Source organism: Bradyrhizobium sp. CCBAU 53340, assembly GCF_015291645.1.
GTDB lineage: Bacteria > Pseudomonadota > Alphaproteobacteria > Rhizobiales > Xanthobacteraceae > Bradyrhizobium.
The window spans coordinates 7037573-7054291 of sequence record NZ_CP030055.1; the positions used below are offsets into that span (position 1 = coordinate 7037573).

A 16719-nucleotide genomic window follows, 5' to 3' on the forward strand; every position below is an offset into this window, starting at 1 on the left:
AGAGAATAAGCAGGTAAAAATGCCAAGGCCGATGAAAGTCAAAGTGTTTATGGACACCAGCGCAAGCACCATTGAGGGACAGATCAATGCTTGGTTGGATCAGTTAGGTTCGGCAACGATCATCAAAACGGAAACGGTCGCTACTCACGTGGCTGAAAAGCCAAATGACGGGACCCATCCCTGCATCGTCGTAACCGTGTGGTATGAGCCGCCGCCTTCGAATTAGGACACTACCGCGGCCTCCGCGCTCGCCTCTCCCTAAAGTTGTGATCTATTGTTGCTGCTGACGGCCAGCCAATTGCGGCCGGCGACGACCGCGGTGATTTTTCGAAAGGCATTTTCGATGCGTTCGCTTTTTGCGCGGCTGCACCGGCGTTACGGGCCCAAGATTTCGGGCGCCGAGCATCAAAGTCGGGTCAAGGATAAGCTCGCCAGTCAACCCACCCTGCCCGCCCTCGCCCCGCGGGCGATGCGCCTTGCCGCCGAACGGCGCCCGAAAGTGGCCATTGTCGGCGGCGGCTTCAGTGGCCTGATGGCGGCCTCCGAGCTCGTCGCGCACTGCGACGTCACGCTGTTCGAAGCTCGCGACCGTTTCGGCGGCCGGGTCTGGAGCAAGAAAAAGCCGAGCGGCATCGTCGAGGCCGGCGGCGAGCTGATCGGCTACAACCATCCGATCTGGCTGAGCCTTGCCAAGCGCTTCGAGCTCGGCCTGTCCGTCATCACCTCGGATACCAATTTCGACGCGCTCGATCTCGACATGCCGCTGTTTCTCGACGGCCACAAGCTGTCCGACCGCGAGATGAAGCTCATCTATCACGAGATGGACCATGCCTTCGGCAAGATCAGCCGCCACGCGCGGAAGGTCGATCCCCGAAGACCCTGGCGCGCCAGGCACGCGAAGAAGCTCGACAGCAAGTCGATCGCCAAATGGATCGCCGGTCTCAACTGCTCGAAGCTGACCAGGCTCGCCATCGAGCAGCAGTTCTCCAATGACGCCGGCCAGCCGACCAACAGGCAGAGCTTCCTTGCCAATCTCGCCGTCATCGCGGGCGGGCGCCTGAAAAAGCAGGACGATGCTGTCTTCACGCAGACCGAGACGTTGCGCTGCGCCGAAGGCAATCAGGAGCTCGCCATTCGCCTGGCGCGCGAGGTCAGGAGCAAGGGCGGCCAGACCGTTCTGTCGGCACCCGTCCGCGCCATCCGCATCGAAGCTGAAGGCGTCACCCTGGAGTTCGGCAAGGGCCGCCGCCCCTTCGCGGCCGACTATGTCGTGCTGGCCATTCCTCCGAGCCTGTGGCCGGACGCGCCCGGCGCGAAGATCGCGATCAAGCCCAGATTGCCGCGCGACTACTACATCTCGATGGGAACGGCGGTGAAGTATCTCAGCCCATTGAAGAAGCGGTTCTGGATCGGCGAGGGTCTGGCACCAAGCTCGACGTCCAGCCAGTTCGGCGTCACCTGGGAAGGAACCGACAACCAGATCGGACCGCCAAGCCGTCCGGTCGAGCTCAGCCTGTTTGCCGGCAGCGGCGCGGCGAAGAATGCACTCAAACACTACAAGCCCGGGGACCAGAGTGCGGTTGACGCTTTCTATGCAAAGCGGATCAGCGAGGTCTACGAGGGCTACGGCGAATATCTGGCCGGCGAGCCCGAGTTCATGGCCTGGCCGAAGGACGAATGGACTGCCGCGGGCTATTCCTGTCCCGCCCCCGGCGAGATCTGCCGCGCCGGGCCGCTGCTGGAGAAGGGCTTCAGGGATCGCCTGTTCTTTGCCGGCGAGCACACCTGCTTTGCGTATTTCGGCTACATGGAAGGCGCGCTTGAATCAGGTAGGACAGCGGCGGCGGCGATCATCCGAGCCGTGGCGGCTTCTGCCGCAGGCGCGGCGAGCACCCGCAAGCCGAAGCCATGACGAGGGAGGAGCAATGCCAATGAAATTCCCGATCTCAGCCTCCATCACCTGCGCGCTCGCCTTTGCCGCATCCGGCATCGCCGCCGCCTCCGACGCGGCGCCCTCCAAAATCTCGGGCACCACCGCGCTGGCGCTGGCAGGCGTGATCGCGCCGTTGTCGCCGGTGTTGTCCGGCGCCGAGAAGAAGGCGGTGGCGATGTTGTTCGCTGCCAACGCCGACATTCCCTACAAGAAGCCGATCGTGGTGACCGCAGACCGGATCGTCTGCCGCACCAGCAATGTCGACATCACCTTGCGCAATTGCGAGGTGACCTTCGGCAAGAAGGTCAGGACCGTGAACGGTCCCACCGCCAACGAGATCTTCGCGACCGAGGCGCTGGCAGGCATCCCGCCCGATGGTGCGGCGGGATCGAATTTCGAGAGCCTGAGCAGACTGAGCTGCACCATCGATCCCAACGCCATCAGGCAGAAGGACGGCAGCGGGGCGGATTGCACGTTCCAGCCGGGGAATTGAGCCGGGTTCAAACGACGCGCCCGGGGTGCCGCGAAATCGCCGCAAGATAAACTGACAAACCAAGTCATAAGGCGAATTGAAAAGACAGGCCGAACCCGCGTTTCAACATGAGGCGCGCAAGGCCGGCACCAACATGATGAAGAATTGTCTCGCTTTTATCCTGCTTCTGACCATGGCGGCGGCCGCGGCGCACGGCCCCCGGCCGGCGCGGCTGACGGCGCCGTCCGATCTGGTCCTGACAGGCCTCACCGATAGCGCCACGACCGCCGGCGGCGTCGCACGGCTGTGCGAGCAGGTCACCTTTTCGCGCGGCCTGCGTTACGGCGACAGCGAGGCCAATGTGCTCGACGTCGCGACAAGCGAGGCTACCAAGACGGACACGCCGCGGCCGGTGCTGCTGTTCGTGGCCGGTGACACCTTTACGGGCGATCGCGGCGCGCCGGACCTGTCCCGCGACATCCAGGACGAGGCGATGTGTTTTGCCGCCCGCAACGGCATGATCGGGGTGCACGTGAATTATCGCCTGGCGCCAACAGCGACCTGGCCGATGGGCGCAACCGACGTGGCGGCGGCGCTGTCCTGGATCCACGGCAATATCGACCTGTTCAACGGCGATGCCCGCGAGATCGTCGCGGTCGGCTACGGCGCCGGCGCCTTCCATGTCGCAAGCCTGCTGGCGCATCCCGAACTCCAGGCCGACCGCGCCGACGTCGCCGCCGTGGTGCTGGTCTCAGGCATCTACCGCGCCGGCAAGGATGCTGGCGACAGCGAGAAGGCCTATTTCGGAACCGACGCCAGCCAATATGACAAGCGATCAGTCTTTCCCGGCATTCTCAATGTCGACGAGCCGATCGTGCTGGCCTGGGCCGCCAACGATCCGGCGAACCTGATCGCGCAAGGCGAGACCTTGAAGAAGACGCTGTGCGGCGCCGGCCATTGCCCACGCACCACGCTGCTGCGCAGCCATGACGGCATCGCGGCCGCGTTTGGGCTCGACGGTTCCGGCGACAGCCTGGCCGAGCCGACGCTGCTGCTGGTGCATCAACTGGAGGCGCGCGGGCTGCCGTAGGGGAGGCGGCCCCGTAATCGCTGCGCTTGGCAGGCGACCAATCCCAGCGCAACAACTAGTCCATACCCGTCACCCCCGCGCAATGGCGAAGTCATTGTCGCTGGAGGTGGCCGCTTCTTCAGCGGCCCTCGAAGGGCGACGGCCCGGGTCTCTCCGCTCGGTTGCAGCGGGGCCGTTCATCCTTCGAGGCTCCTCATGGGACGCGTTGCGTCCCATGCCTCGCATCTCAGGATGACGGGGTCAGTGCAACGTTATCGGCCAGACCCGGCACGTCAGCACGCCTGCCGCTTTCATCGGGCCGACAGTCACAGGATTGCCAAACGCTTGACGTAGATCAACTCGCCTTGGTGCGATGAGCCGACCTCGTTGGGGGCCAACGACAAGGTGTCGAGCATGCGTGTCACCGGCAGACTGCTGTTCGTATTGATCGCCGCGCTCGCCTCGCTGGGGGCGATGTCGCAGCAGCGTTCGGATCAACCCGATTCCGACTCAAAGTCCGACTCGGAAATCCGCATCGGCAACATCGTGCCCTATTCGGGATCGCTGTCGGAATTCGGCGCGATCGGCAAGGCGGAAGCCGCCTATTTCGACATGATCAACGATCGCGGCGGCATCAACGGCCGCAAGGTGCGCTTCATCACCCGGGACGACAATTCCGATCCCGCGACCGCGCTGGAGCTGACCCGCAATCTCGTCGAGAAGGACGACGTTGACCTGATGTTCGGCTCGTTCGGCACACCCGGCAATCTCGCCACGCGCCGGTACCTGAACGAGAAGAAGATCCCGCAGCTGTTCGTCGCCTCCGGCGACGAGGAGCTGAGCCAGGCCGGGGCGTTCCCCTGGACCATGGGCTGGCAGCCGCCGTTCCGCTCGGAGGGGCGCATCTACGCCAACTACATCCAGGCCTATTATCCCCGGAAGAAGATCGTGGTGCTCTGGCAGAACGACCAGTTTGGCCAGATGCTCTACAAAGGCATCCGGGAAGGGCTCGGCGATCTCAACCGTCATGTCCTCGTCGACGTCGCCTTCGACATCTCGGACCAGCATCTCGAAGGCCACGTCTCGATCCTCAAGCGCGCGGGGGCGGACATCTTCGTCTTTCTCGGCGTGCCGTCGACCGCGGCCAAGGTGATCCAGCTCGCCGCGTCGCTGAACTGGCACCCGGTCTTCATCGTCAACGATGCCTCCGCCTCGATCGCCAATGCGATGGCGCCCGCGGGGCTGGAGAATTCGGCCGGCGTGATCTCGGCGGCGTTCCTGAAGGACCCGAGCGATCCCGCATGGAAGGACGATCCTGCCATGAAGGACTGGTTCGCCTTCATGGACAAGTACCACCGGGTCGAAAGCACCAACAACAGCGCAGCGCTCTATGGCTACGCCGCGGCCGAGGCGCTGACCAAGGTGCTGAGACAGTGCGGTGACGATTTCTCGCACGACAACATCATGCGCCAGGCGGCATCGCTGCGGGACTATCACCCCTCGGTCGCGCTGCCCAATATCCGGATGAACACCTCGCCCGACAGCTATCTGCCGATCAAGCAGATGCGGCTGGTGCAATTCGACGGGCGGTCGTGGCAACCGTTCGGGGCGGTGATCGAGACGGCGTTTACGGAAGGTGCGACGAGATAGGCATTTCCGTCATGGCCGGGCTTGTCCCGGCCACCCACGCCTTTCCTCGCGGCACAAAGAACGTGGATGCCCGGGACAAGCTCGGGCATGACGATTTCCTTTGGATGCCTCACGCAGGCTTCAGCGACGCCGATGCGCTTTCCAGCAGCGAGCGCACGCGCGCCGCATCGCCCGACTTCACCACGGCCGGATCGAGGTACAGCTCCAGCCCCGGCGCGCGCTCGGTGATGACGCCGCTCTTCTCCGCTGCCGCATCGCTCAGCGCATCGACCGAATAGAGAATGACCTCGCGGCTGATGCCCTTCATCGTGATCGCCGGTCTGGTCAAACGTCTTTTCGTTTCACGACGAATGTTTAAGATCGATCTCAACCTGCATTGACAATCCGGACCGAGGCCAGAGCCGACACCATGACCGACACCATCCGCATCATCAGCTTCAACGCGCGCCCCGTGATCGTGCCGATGAACCTGCCGCTTCTGACCTCGACCGGGGCGGTGGCCAAGGCGCCGCTGGTGCTGATCGACTGCGAGACCGACCAGGGCGCGGCCGGACACGCCTATCTGTTCTCGATCACGCCGGCGGCCTTGAGGCCGCTGACCGCCATGGTCGCGGAAATGTCCGACCTGCTCAAAGGCGACGAATTGCTGCCGTTCGAGATCGAGCGCAAGCTGACCCGGCACTTCACCCTGCTCGGGCTCGCCGGCCTGCAACGGCTGGCGCAATCGGGCATCGACATGGCGGCCTGGGACGCACTGGCCCGCAGCAAAGGCCTGCCGCTCGCCCGAGCGCTTGGCGGCGCACCGAAGCCGGTCAAGGCCTACAATTCGAAGGGGCTTGGCATCATGCCGGCGGGCGCTGCTGTGGACGAGGCCCACAAGCTGCTGGCCGAGGGCTTTCACGCCGCCAAGATCCGCGTCGGCCGCCCCGACGCGCGGGACGACCTCGCCGTGGTGCGCGCGGTGCGCAAGGCCGTCGGCGACGAAGTGACGCTGATGTGCGACTACAACCAGGCGCTGACGGTGACGGAGGCGATCCGCCGCGGCGAGATGCTCGACGACGAGGGGCTGAGCTGGATCGAGGAGCCGATCCGCCACGACGACTACGCCGGCTGTGCCCGCATCGCGGATGCACTGCGCACGCCGGTCCAGATCGGCGAGAATTTCGACAGCGCGTTTTCGATGCAGGCGGCGCTGTCGGCGGAGGCGTGCGACTACGTGATGCCCGACGTGCAGCGCATCGGCGGCGTCACCGGCTGGCTCCGCGCCGCATCGCTCGCCCACGCCGCCGGGATCGAGACGTCGACGCATCTGTTCTCGGAGGTCAGCGCGCATCTGCTCTGCGTGACGCCGTCAGCACATTGGCTGGAATTTGTCGACTGGGCAGACGCGGTGCTGACAACCCGGCTGAAGATCAAGGACGGCTTTGCACAGCCGAATGAGACGCCGGGCAACGGCCTTGAATGGGACGAGGCGGCGGTGAGGAAATATGCCGCGAGCTGAGCCCGGCTAGGCTGGCGCGAGGGAAAAACCGGGCTGGCCGCGGACGAAGCCATTGGCAAAGGCGACACCAGGATAAAGCGCCGACAGGCGGCCGCTGGCATCTTCGGCTGAACCACGCCCGTCGAGCACATCGCGAAAGGTTCTGGCGACCGCGACCATGTCGCAATCCTGCGGCGACAGGCGTAGCGAGCCGATGCCGGCCGCGCGCAAGCCCGCGATGTCGCCGATGAGATTGGTGCAGGCATGCGACAAGGTCTGAACGCCGTTGATCGTCAGGAAATCCTGCTGGTCGAGCGTCTTCAGCGCGAGCCCGTCCGGGTCCTTTTCGCAGACGAAGCGGCAATTGTCCTTGGAGAGCTTGTGCAGCCGCGCATGGTAGCAGCGCCCCGCGATCGCCAGCGGCACCCGGCCGAAGGCGAACATTTCGATCAAGGCCTGAGGGACCGCCGCCGCGATCACCGCCGCTGACGAGAGCGGCAATTCGGGCGGCAGGCAGATTCGCGTGGCGCCTTGCTGGACGTGAAAGGCCGCGCTCGCCTCGTTATAGATGTTGACGTAAGGGCCGATCGCATGCGGCCGGCCCTTGATCGACCGGAGGCAGGTCAGATCGTTGACCTCGACCAAGGCGCCGTCAGTCGCACAGAGCTCTTCGGTCTGGCGCCGCTCACGGCGGAGCGACACCAGGATCAGCGAACCGATCAGCACCTGCTTGCCGGCCCGCTCGAGGCGTTCGAGCACGTCAGGCAGATGCTCCGCAAAAAATGGAGCGCGTTTCGAGCATACGATCTCGCCCACGGACACGACGTCAACCGGCGCCTCGTCGGCGATCCGGAAATAGAAGTCGCGCCAGCGTTCCGGCGCCCAATTGTAGAGCACCGGTCCGAGACTAAACTGCATCGGATGTTCCTTCATTCGTGGCCTGCATCGTCAGCGCCATGTCTTGCGATAGGCGCCGAGCGTCGAGGCCTGGCCTTCGGTGAACGGCTTCAGGCTGACGATGTCGGCTTCGCTGCCATCCTCCAGCGTATCGAGCGCGCGGCGGAAGTGACGGACCACGCTCTCGATATAGGCGCGTCCGCGCTGCCGCCCCTCGATCTTCAGTGCGGCGACGCCCGCGCTGCGCAATCCGCTCAGCAGCGTCGTGGCGTCGAGACTGACGGGGTCCTCGAAGATGTAGCCATCGCCAAGCGCGGTGGAGAACCGGCCCTTGCACAGGGTCGGATAGCCCGCGGCCTCCTGCGGGGCGAAGCGGTTGATGGTGAAGCCGCCGAGCCGTGACGTGGTTCCCTTTGCGGTCTCCTCATAGGCGACGTGGCTCGCCGGCGAGCAGACGCCCTGCATGTTCGGCGATTTTCCGGTGGCATAGGACGACAGCGAGCAGCGCCCTTCGGCCATCACGCAGAGGCCGCCGAACACGAAGACTTCGGTCTCGCAGGCCGTCTCGCGGATGATCTCGGCGATCTCCGCGACACTGAGCACGCGCGGCAGCACGACGCGGCGTGCTCCGAACGTCTCGACATAGAAGGCGATGGCATCGGGATTGGCGGCCGCCGCCTGCACCGAGACATGCAGCCGCTGGTTCGGATGGCGCCGCGCGACATAATCCATCAGCCCGATATCGGCGACGATCAGCGCATCGGCGCCTGCCTCGACGGCGTCATCGACGGCACGCTGCCAGAGCGCGGTGGCCGAGGCGCGCGGAAAGGTGTTGATGGCGACGAGGACGCGCGCGCCGCGGCCGTGGGCGAACGCGATACCCTGGCGCAGCTCGTCGCGGCTGAAATTCAGTCCGGGGAAATTGCGCGCATTGGTTTCGTCATTGAAGCCGCAATAGACCGCGTCCGCGCCGGCGTCGATGGCGCTCCGCAGCGCAGCCGGCGTCCCGGCGGGACAGATCAGCTCCATCACCTCTGCTCCCCTGGCGAGCTGGTCAGCCTGTCCCGCGCGAATTCGAACGAGCGCCTGGCCAGCTCGCCCAGCGGACCAAACAAGCAGACCAGCTCTTCGGCGAGATCGATCCCGGCATCGTCGATGGCGTTGCGCAACGCGAGCACCGCCTCCATGTCGCCCTCGATTGCGAGCTGGCGCGAGAACATCAGCGCATCGCCGTCCACCCTGCCCTCGACCAGGGCGAGCAAATTCGCGAGCGAGGCGGAGACCCGGGCGTCAAGGGTCTGCGGCAGCTCACGCACCGCCGAAAGTCGCGGCGGAGCGGCCTCGACAATGAACGCAAACGGCAGATCTACCGGCTTGATCCCGAACCGGGCGCGGCGATGTTCGCCGAGCCTGTCGAGCAGGCCGGGATTGCGCCTGAGAATGCGTTGCAGGAAGCCGCTGAGAACGAGTTGCAGCGGCAACAGCGGCAAGGGACGGATCGCGAGGGCGAGAAGCGGCGGAATTGTCGGCAAGGGGCCGGATGCAGCGGACGAATGACTCATTGCGCCATCTGAGCCATTTGCGCGCCGATGTATTTGACCGGGAACAAGGAAGACCAAAATCGCGCCGGCTAGCTTCCGCCTTTTCCGGAGTCTGCCCGCTTGCAACGTGACGTTCCGCGCTTTCGCGATCTATCCGACTTCGTGCGCTTCCTCGAAGGCAAGGGCCAGCTGCGACGCATTCGCGAGCCGGTCTCCGTGGTTCACGAGATCACCGAGATCCACCGCCGCGTCATCGGCGAGAACGGCCCTGCATTATTGTTCGAACGGCCGGTCAAGGCCGACGGTCGTCCATCCGGCGTGCCGCTCCTGACCAATCTGTTCGGCACGGTGGAGCGAACCGCGTGGGGCATGGGCATCACGCCTGACAGGCTCGACGAGCTCGGCGCGATGATGGCCGAGCTGCGCGCGCCGCGGCCTCCGCACGGCATGCGTGATGCCTGGCACAAGCTGCCGCTGGCCCGCGCCGCGCTTGCGACCCGGCCACGGTCACGTGTCGCCGCGCCGGTTCAGGATCGCGCCGCCATGGGTGAGGACATCGACCTTGCCAGATTGCCGGCGCAGATCTGCTGGCCGGGCGAGCCCGCGCCGCTGATCACCTGGCCCCTGGTGATCACGACACCACCTGAAACGGCGGCAGGGGAGCAGAAGGAGAATGTCGGCGTCTACCGCATGCAGATCCTTGGCCGCAACCGCGCCATCATCCGCTGGCTCGCCCATCGCGGCGGCGCCCGGCACCATCAGCAATGGAAGGCACTCGGGCGCGACATGCCGGTGGCGATCGTCATCGGCGCCGATCCCGCGACCATTCTCGCCGCCGTGCTGCCGTTGCCCGAGACCATCTCCGAAATGCGCTTCGCCGGCATCTTGCGCGGCGAGCGTCCCGAGCTGACGCCATGCCTCACCGTGCCGGTCGAAATCCCCGCCGCGGCCGAGATCGTCATCGAAGGCTTCGTCTCGGCCACCGAGACCGCCGCCGAGGGGCCCTATGGCGACCACACCGGCTACTACAATTCGGTCGAGCAGTTTCCGGTGCTCAAGGTCACCGCGATCACCTCGCGGCAACAGCCGATCTACCTGTCGACCTTCACCGGCCGCGCGCCGGACGAGCCGTCGCGGATCGGCGAAGCCCTGAACCAATTGTTCGTGCCGCTGATCAAGCAGCAGTTCCCCGAGGTGACCGATTGCTGGCTGCCGCCCGAGACGTGCTCCTACCGTATCGCGATCGCGTCGATCAAGAAGCGCTATCCCGGCCAGGCGCGGCGGCTGATGCTCGGCCTGTGGTCGATGCTGCCGCAGTTCAGCTACACCAAACTCCTGATCGTGGTCGATGACGACATCAACATCCGCGACTGGCGCGAGGTGATGTGGGCCGTCGCGACACGGAGCGACAGCTCGCGCGATCTCGTCACGCTCTCCGACACGCCGATCGACTATCTCGACTTCGCCTCGCCGAAATCCGGGCTCGGCGGCAAGCTCGGGATCGATGCGACGACGAAGATCCCCCCTGAAACGGATCGAGCGTGGGGCGCACCGCTGGCGATGGACCCTGCCGTGATCGCCAGGGTCGATGCGCTATGGCCCGCGCTCGGGCTCGGCGGGATACGAGAGCCGGCATGAGCCAGCGGCACGGCGTGATCGTCGGCATCAGCGGCGCCTCGGGCGCGGCGATCGGGATGCGGATCGTCGAGCGGCTGGCGGAGAATCCGCGCTGCGCGGTGCATCTGGTGATCTCGCCGGCAGCCGAGCGGACGCTGACCGAAGAGGTCGGCGCCGATGCGCTGCCGCGGCTGCGCGCCCTTGCCTTCCGCAATCATGCGGCGTCGGACATCGGCGCCAGCATCGCCAGCGGCTCGTTTCCGGTCAGCGGCATGATCGTGGCGCCGTGCTCGATCCGGACATTGTCGGCCATCGCCTGGGGACAGCTCGACAATCTACTGGTCCGCGCCGCCGACGTGCAGCTCAAGGAGCGGCGGCGCCTGGTGCTTTTGGTGCGTGAGAGCCCGCTGCATCTCGGACACTTACGCGCGATGACCCAGGCCACCGAGATCGGCGCGATCATCGCCCCGCCGCTGCCGGCCTTCTATCTGAAGCCGCAATCGCTGGCCGAGATCATCGACCAGATCGCCTGCCGTGCGATCAATCTGCTGGGCCTGCCCGACATCAAGGCGCCGGCCCTGCAATGGCACGGCGAAACCTGAGCATCAGCGCACGGCGGCGTGGAGGTCCATGGTCTCCAGCAGGCTGTTTTGGCGCCAGTCGATAAAGACGTCCTTGAGGCGGCTGATCTCGCCGGCGTGCTCGGAGACACCCCAGAGATTTCGCTGCTCGAGCGGATCGCTCGCGAGATCAAACAGCTGCCCGTCCGCGGCGCCGTGAATGAACACGACCTTCCAACGGTCGTCCCGCACCATCGTGATCAGCCGCGCGCCGGTCATGGCGACGTCGCCGGCCTGCTCGGAGAACACGACGTCACGACCGCTCCATTCCTCGCCCTTCAACGCCGGGAGCAGGCTGCGCGCCTGGAACGGCTTTGGATGCTGCGCGCCGGCGAGATCGAGGATCGTCGCGCCCAAATCGAACAACTGGCATTTTCCACGAATGCGGCGTCCACCGGAAAACAGCCCTGGCGACCAGAACAGCAGCGGGATGCGCGTGACGGGCTCGTACATCGACCATTTCTGGCTGAGGCCGTGCTCGCCGAGATTGTCGCCATGGTCCGACATGAAGATGACGACGCAATTGTCCAGGTACCCCTTGTCTTCCAACGTCGTCAGCAGGCGGCCGATCTGCTCGTCGATCATCGTGACGTTGGCGTAGTAATGCGCGCGCAGGCGTCGCATTTCCTCATGCGTCGGCGCGAGCTTCCATGACACCGCGTCGTGGTCGACCTCGGTGTCATGACGGCGCTTCTCCTTGAGGTACGCCGGCAGGCCCTCGATCTCGGCCTCGGTCGGTTGCGGCACCGGAAGGTCGTTACGGGCGAGGTAGTGCTCGAGATATTCCGGCAGCGGGTCATAGGGCGGATGCGGGCCAGGCAGGCCGATCTGCATGAACAGCGCCTCCGGCCTGGGCCGCGTCTGGAGCCACCACATCGCGGTCTCCGCGACGAAGATGTCCGGATGCAGCGATTTCGGCATCTCCCAGGTGAAGGCCCCCATGCGGTCGCCATAGTCGGGCAGGCTGCGATAGCCGGCACGCGAGGGCTTGTTCAGCTTGTGTGCGGCAAAGGCTTTATCGAGTTCATCGGCGAACCAGCGGCCCTCGAAGAAGCGGTCCTTGTTCTCGACCACGAAACGCTCGTGGAAACCGGCCTTCGCGTCATAGGGGATGGTGTGCATCTTGCCGACATTGACGCAGTGATAGCCGGCCTCCCCCAGTTTGCTGACCCAGGTCTTCTGCCAGTGCTGTCCGTTCTTCAATACGCCCGAGGCGTGCGGATAGAGGCCGGAGAACAGCGCCGCGCGCGAGGGCACGCAGCTCGGCGCGTTGATGAAGCAATTGTCGAAATACACCCCCTCGCGCACCAGGCGGTCGAGATTGGGCGTCTTCATATAGGGATGCCCCGTCGCCGCGATCGTGTCGAACCGTTGCTGGTCGGTCATGACCAGGATGATGTGGGGCTTTGTCAAGGTTGCCTTGTCCTGCGCGGTGTCGAGTCAATAGAAAATATGTCTGACATAATAATTCTTGTCAAACCAGGGTAGATTTGATTATCTGGATATGGCGGCGGGATTTATCGCGTGCATCCGCCAACGCCTGCAATAAATCAGACATTTTGTTCAAGAAATCCGGGATCGCCGTGGCAAAATCTCCCAGCAAGGACAGCCCGCAGTCGAGCGCCCAGGTCGCCCGCGAAGTGGCGCGGCTGATCCTGACCGGCGTGTGGCGCGAGGGCGCGACCTTGCCGCGCGAGATCGAGCTGGCGTCACGCTTCGATGTCAGCCGCGCCTCGATCCGCGAGGCGCTGTCGCTGCTCAAGGCCAAGGGGCTGATTGCCTCGAAGCAAAAGGCCGGCACGCATGTGCGGGCGCGGTTCGACTGGAACATGCTCGACGAGGAGCTCCTGAACTGGACCCTGTCGGCGCTGCCGACGCAGGAGTTCGCCAAGCAGATCCTCGAGGTTCGCCGCATCGTCGAGCCGGAGGCTTGTGCCATTTGCGCGGTGCGCGGCACCGACGAGGATTTTGCCCGGATCGAGCGCGCCTACCGCGGCATGGATGCGGCCGGCATGGACCGCGTCGCCTATGCCGAGCCGGACCTGCAGTTCCACCGCGGCATTCTCATCGCCACCGGCAACGATTTCCTCATCGCCTTCGGTGCGACGGTCGCAGCGGCCTTGCGGATGTCGTTCGACCTGTCGAGCACCAACCCGGGCGCGCCGCGAAAGAGCCTGCCCTATCACCGCGCGGTGCTCGACGAGATCTGGGCCCGCAACGCCGACGGCGCCCGTCAGGCCATGCACAAGCTGATGGATCTCACCGAGCAGAACATCGTCACGGCCATGTCGCGCCAGAGGAAAAAGGACGCCGAGGACGAGAACGTCCGCACCAGACGGACGCGTTGAAGCGCAAACGATATTGAGGGAGGTAAGGATGAAGAACACATCGCGCACGAGCTCGATCACCCGCCGCACGTTGCTGAAGGCGAGCGCCGCGCTCGCGGCATTCCCCGCACCGCTGATCGCGCAAACGAAGCCGTTTGCCGGGATCACGCTGCACGGCGCTTCGTTCCAGCACCGCTTCTTCACGCTACTGCAGAAATATATCCCCGAGTTCGAGGAGAGCAGCGGCATGAAGGTCGACCTGCAGCTCTCGGCCTTCCCGGTCTACAACCAGCAGGCCAATCTCGAACTGTCCTCGGGCGGCTCGGCCTATGATTTCGTCAACGTCACCTTCATCCTGGCCGCGCGCTGGGTCGCCGCCGGCCTGCTTACCGATCTCGACGAGTTCACGTCCGACCCCAACCTGACGCCGGCCGAGTGGAATCCGAAAGACTTCGTCGACGGCGCGCAGGTGCCCTATCGCGACGCCAAGGGCGCGACTTACGGCTATTCCTGGGAAGGCGGCGCGATGCTGATGGGGCTGTCGCGCATGGACCTGATGGAAAAAAAGGGGCTGAAGATCCCAAAGACCTTCGCCGAGCTTCAGCAGGTCTGCGCCGAGATCAACGGCACCGATGGCGTGGCCGGCATCACCTCGTTCCAGCTGCATCACTGGAACTTGCCGCCCTATATCCAGGGCTTCGGCGGCAACATCTTCCGCAAGCCGCCCGGCGACATCATGCCGACGCTGAACACGCCGGAAACCATTCAAGGCATCGAGTTCTACGCCAATCTCCTGAAGAGCGCGCCGAGGGGCGTGCTCACCTACACCGAGGACCAGGCCCGGCAGTCGCTGCTGACGGGACGCGCCAACATCTTCATCCATTCGAGCTCCTGGGTGACGCCGATCCTGCTCTCCGAGGAGAGCAAGGTGAAGGACACCTCGCGTGTGGTGCGCTCGCCCGCCGGCCCCGTGCACGACTATCCCGCCTCGAACAGCCAGGGCCTCGGCATTCCCAAGAATGCCAAGAACAAGAAGGCGGCGTGGGAGTTCATCAAATGGGCGCTGTCGCCCGACATCTCGATGCGGCTCGTGAAGGAGCATGGCCACTCCTCGGTCTGCCGCCGCTCGATCATCACGAGCGAGGCCTATCGCAAGCTCAACACGGTGAACGGCCAGGATCTCGGCGCAATGTATCTCGAGGTGCTGGAGCTGCCGGCCAAGGGCGAGAACTACATGGCCTATCGCACGGTCAAAGAGTTTCCGATCGTTGGCGACGTCCTCAACAAGGCGTTCGAGCAGGTCGCAACCGGGCAGCTTCCTGCCAAGGACGCGATGAACGCGGCGCAGGACCAGGCCATCGCAGCGCTGCGCCGGGCCGGGACGCAGCTTTGAGCGAGAGCGGAATTGACGGCGAGCGCCGCAGGTTCATCGCCTTCGCGCTCGCGCCGAGCTTGATCGTGTTGTTCGCGGTCGCGGTGCTGCCTGCGATCTATCTCGTCGTGACCAGCCTGACGCCGTTCCAATTGACCAATCCGGGCTCGGCGATCGATTTCAGCGCGCCGCTGCGAAATTACCGCCTGCTCCCCGGCGATCCCCGCTTCGTCAATTCGCTGATCGTGCAGGCCAAGCTGTCGTGCTGGAGCGTGCTGTTCCAGGTGCTGCTCGGCATGCTGCTGGCGCTGCTATTGAACGTGCCCTCGCGCTTCGTCGAGTTCGCCCGCACCTTTTTCCTGATCCCGATGGTGCTGCCGCCGATCGTGGTCGCGGTGATCTGGAAGCTGATCTACACGCCCGACATCAGCCCGCTCTATTACGCCGCGCAAGCCCTGCATGTCACCATGCCCGCGCTGACGTCCAGCGTCGACTTCGCGCTGACCTCGATCGTCATCGCCGACACCTGGGAATGGCTGCCCTTCACTTTCCTGATGGTGCTGGCCGCGCTGCAGACCATTCCGGACGAATATTCGGAAGCCGCCCTCGTCGACGGCGCCAGCCGCTTACAGATATTCTGGTACGTGACGCTGCCCTTCATCACGCCGATCCTGGTGATCTCAGGCATGTTTCGCCTGATCGACAGCGTGAAGGCGTTTCCGTTGATCTTCCTGCTGACCAGCGGCGGTCCGGGCACGGTCACCGAGGTCACCAACTATTATGCGTATCTGCTTGCCTTCGACACCAACGAGATCGGCTATTCCAGCGCCGTGACGGTGGTGATGCTGCTGCTGGTCTGCGGCATCAGCCTAGGGCTGGTCTGGATGGGCCGCCGCCGGGAGGCGATGGCATGAACATGCCGTCCTCGCGCCGCGCGACGCCCGGCCGGCTGGCCGCAATATCGGCCACGCTGCTGATCCTGCTCTCGCCATTCCTGTGGCTGCTGCAGATGAGCTTCAAGTCGAACGACCAGATCCTGCAATTCCCGCCGCCCCTGATCTTCACGCCGACGCTGGAGAACTACATCTCGCTCTGGCACAGCGCGTTCTCCGCCTCCTTCGTCAACAGTCTCTTGAGCGCCTCGTTGTCGACCTCGCTCGCGCTGTTGTTCGGCGTGCCCGCGGCTTACGCGTTGTCGCGCTGGACCGGGCGCGGCAAGCATTCGCTCTCCTTCGCGATTCTGGTGACGCGCATGGCGCCGCCGATCGCTTTCACGATTCCCTTCTTCCTGTTCTATCGCTGGATCGGGCTGCTCGACACCATCACCGGCCTCGTGCTGGTCTACACCAGCTTCAACCTGCCGCTGGTGATCTGGATGATGCAGCCCTTCTTCGACACCATTCCGGTCTCGCTGGAGGAGGCTGCGCTGGTCGACGGCGCCAGGACGCGCACGGTGTTCACCAGGATCGTGCTGCCGATGGTGACGCCCGGCATCGCCGCCACCGCAATCCTCTGCTTCCTCTACGCCTGGAACGATTTCTTCTTCGCGCTGATCCTGACCCGCACCAATGCGCGCACGGCGCCGGTCGCCGTGGTTAATTTCATGAACTATGAGGGCTGGGAATGGGGCAAGATCGCCGCCGGCGGCTCGCTGGTGATGGCCCCGGTGCTGATCTTCTCGCTCGCTGTGCGCCGCTATCTCGTCTCCGGGCTGACGGCCGGTGCCGTCAAAGGCTGACCG

General features: G+C 64.7%; 16 protein-coding genes. 11 read left to right on the forward strand and 5 right to left on the reverse strand.

The window, feature by feature from the left end; translation table 11 throughout:
* Positions 1 to 343: 343 nt before the first annotated feature.
* The 4 genes from XH89_RS33345 (at position 344) to XH89_RS33360 (ending at position 5124) form a co-directional block, all read left to right on the forward strand.
* Positions 344 to 1912, forward strand: a complete 1569-nt coding sequence (locus tag XH89_RS33345) for an NAD(P)/FAD-dependent oxidoreductase (RefSeq protein ID WP_194464532.1) — start codon at positions 344 to 346, stop codon at positions 1910 to 1912.
* A gap of 19 nt (positions 1913 to 1931) precedes the next feature.
* On the forward strand, positions 1932 to 2426 hold the full coding sequence (locus tag XH89_RS33350; protein WP_194464533.1) for a hypothetical protein: 495 nt from the start codon (positions 1932 to 1934) through the stop codon (positions 2424 to 2426).
* A 136-nt stretch (positions 2427 to 2562) separates the two neighbouring features.
* The gene (locus tag XH89_RS33355; RefSeq protein ID WP_194468707.1) at positions 2563 to 3495 is read left to right on the forward strand and encodes an alpha/beta hydrolase; all 933 of its coding nucleotides are present in this window, start codon (positions 2563 to 2565) and stop codon (positions 3493 to 3495) included.
* Between the two features lie 393 nt (positions 3496 to 3888).
* On the forward strand, positions 3889 to 5124 hold the full coding sequence (locus tag XH89_RS33360) for an ABC transporter substrate-binding protein (RefSeq protein WP_194464534.1): 1236 nt from the start codon (positions 3889 to 3891) through the stop codon (positions 5122 to 5124).
* 109 nt (positions 5125 to 5233) lie between these two features.
* Here XH89_RS33360 and XH89_RS33365 read toward each other — a convergent pair whose 3' ends face one another.
* A complete protein-coding gene (locus tag XH89_RS33365) occupies positions 5234 to 5431 on the reverse strand; it encodes a hypothetical protein (RefSeq protein WP_246767688.1) in 198 nt (65 codons plus the stop codon).
* Between the two features lie 102 nt (positions 5432 to 5533).
* Between XH89_RS33365 and XH89_RS33370 the strand changes: the two genes are divergently transcribed.
* Positions 5534 to 6625 (forward strand): enolase C-terminal domain-like protein, encoded by a 1092-nt coding sequence (locus tag XH89_RS33370; RefSeq protein ID WP_194464535.1) that lies wholly within the window; start codon positions 5534 to 5536, stop codon positions 6623 to 6625.
* Between the two features lie 6 nt (positions 6626 to 6631).
* Here XH89_RS33370 and XH89_RS33375 read toward each other — a convergent pair whose 3' ends face one another.
* The 3 genes from XH89_RS33375 to XH89_RS33385 are packed head-to-tail and all read right to left on the reverse strand — an operon-like array spanning position 6632 to position 9063.
* Entirely contained in the window at positions 6632 to 7522 is an 891-nt protein-coding gene (locus XH89_RS33375; RefSeq protein WP_194464536.1) for a U32 family peptidase, read from the reverse strand.
* 30 nt (positions 7523 to 7552) lie between these two features.
* Positions 7553 to 8530: a peptidase U32 family protein gene (locus tag XH89_RS33380; RefSeq protein ID WP_194464537.1), complete on the reverse strand. Its 978-nt coding sequence runs from the start codon at positions 8528 to 8530 to the stop codon at positions 7553 to 7555.
* Complete coding sequence (locus XH89_RS33385; RefSeq protein WP_194464538.1) at positions 8530 to 9063, reverse strand: SCP2 domain-containing protein; 534 nt, start codon at positions 9061 to 9063, stop codon at positions 8530 to 8532. The genes XH89_RS33380 and XH89_RS33385 overlap by 1 nt, the downstream gene beginning before the upstream one ends.
* A 99-nt stretch (positions 9064 to 9162) precedes the next feature.
* On the opposite strand from XH89_RS33385, the gene XH89_RS33390 reads away from it, so the two are divergent.
* Together XH89_RS33390 and XH89_RS33395 are read left to right on the forward strand one after the other, a co-directional pair.
* A complete protein-coding gene (locus tag XH89_RS33390; RefSeq protein ID WP_194464539.1) occupies positions 9163 to 10680 on the forward strand; it encodes a UbiD family decarboxylase in 1518 nt (505 codons plus the stop codon).
* Positions 10677 to 11261, forward strand: a complete 585-nt coding sequence (locus XH89_RS33395; RefSeq protein ID WP_194464540.1) for a UbiX family flavin prenyltransferase — start codon at positions 10677 to 10679, stop codon at positions 11259 to 11261. Before XH89_RS33390 ends, XH89_RS33395 begins: the two co-directional genes overlap by 4 nt.
* A gap of 3 nt (positions 11262 to 11264) precedes the next feature.
* On the opposite strand, the gene XH89_RS33400 is transcribed toward XH89_RS33395, so the two are convergent.
* Positions 11265 to 12692 (reverse strand): sulfatase, encoded by a 1428-nt coding sequence (locus XH89_RS33400; RefSeq protein ID WP_246767689.1) that lies wholly within the window; start codon positions 12690 to 12692, stop codon positions 11265 to 11267.
* 170 nt (positions 12693 to 12862) lie between these two features.
* Here XH89_RS33400 and XH89_RS33405 point away from each other — a divergent pair, with 170 nt between their 5' ends.
* Genes XH89_RS33405 through XH89_RS33420 form a run of 4 tightly spaced genes read left to right on the forward strand, consistent with a single transcriptional unit; the run spans position 12863 to position 16716 of the window.
* Positions 12863 to 13627 (forward strand): FadR/GntR family transcriptional regulator, encoded by a 765-nt coding sequence (locus XH89_RS33405; protein ID WP_210345235.1) that lies wholly within the window; start codon positions 12863 to 12865, stop codon positions 13625 to 13627.
* Positions 13628 to 13655: 28 nt separating this feature from the next.
* Positions 13656 to 14999, forward strand: a complete 1344-nt coding sequence (locus tag XH89_RS33410) for an ABC transporter substrate-binding protein (RefSeq protein WP_194464541.1) — start codon at positions 13656 to 13658, stop codon at positions 14997 to 14999.
* Complete coding sequence (locus tag XH89_RS33415; RefSeq protein ID WP_194464542.1) at positions 14996 to 15892, forward strand: carbohydrate ABC transporter permease; 897 nt, start codon at positions 14996 to 14998, stop codon at positions 15890 to 15892. Before XH89_RS33410 ends, XH89_RS33415 begins: the two co-directional genes overlap by 4 nt.
* Positions 15889 to 16716: a carbohydrate ABC transporter permease gene (locus XH89_RS33420; protein ID WP_194464543.1), complete on the forward strand. Its 828-nt coding sequence runs from the start codon at positions 15889 to 15891 to the stop codon at positions 16714 to 16716. The genes XH89_RS33415 and XH89_RS33420 overlap by 4 nt, the downstream gene beginning before the upstream one ends.
* Positions 16717 to 16719 lie beyond the last annotated feature (3 nt).

Bases quoted from the DNA above. Each gene is read 5' to 3' on its own strand.
- XH89_RS33410 (WP_194464541.1), top strand. From the start codon at position 13,656: ATGAAGAACACATCGCGCACGAGCTCGATCACCCGCCGCACGTTGCTG.
- XH89_RS33380 (WP_194464537.1), bottom strand. From the start codon at position 8,530: ATGGAGCTGATCTGTCCCGCCGGGACGCCGGCTGCGCTGCGGAGCGCC.
- XH89_RS33370 (WP_194464535.1), top strand. From the start codon at position 5,534: ATGACCGACACCATCCGCATCATCAGCTTCAACGCGCGCCCCGTGATC.
- XH89_RS33360 (WP_194464534.1), top strand. From the start codon at position 3,889: ATGCGTGTCACCGGCAGACTGCTGTTCGTATTGATCGCCGCGCTCGCC.
- XH89_RS33375 (WP_194464536.1), bottom strand. From the start codon at position 7,522: ATGCAGTTTAGTCTCGGACCGGTGCTCTACAATTGGGCGCCGGAACGC.
- XH89_RS33355 (WP_194468707.1), top strand. From the start codon at position 2,563: ATGAAGAATTGTCTCGCTTTTATCCTGCTTCTGACCATGGCGGCGGCC.
- XH89_RS33350 (WP_194464533.1), top strand. From the start codon at position 1,932: ATGAAATTCCCGATCTCAGCCTCCATCACCTGCGCGCTCGCCTTTGCC.
- XH89_RS33385 (WP_194464538.1), bottom strand. From the start codon at position 9,063: ATGAGTCATTCGTCCGCTGCATCCGGCCCCTTGCCGACAATTCCGCCG.
- XH89_RS33420 (WP_194464543.1), top strand. From the start codon at position 15,889: ATGAACATGCCGTCCTCGCGCCGCGCGACGCCCGGCCGGCTGGCCGCA.
- XH89_RS33395 (WP_194464540.1), top strand. From the start codon at position 10,677: ATGAGCCAGCGGCACGGCGTGATCGTCGGCATCAGCGGCGCCTCGGGC.
- XH89_RS33345 (WP_194464532.1), top strand. From the start codon at position 344: ATGCGTTCGCTTTTTGCGCGGCTGCACCGGCGTTACGGGCCCAAGATT.
- XH89_RS33365 (WP_246767688.1), bottom strand. From the start codon at position 5,431: ATGAAGGGCATCAGCCGCGAGGTCATTCTCTATTCGGTCGATGCGCTG.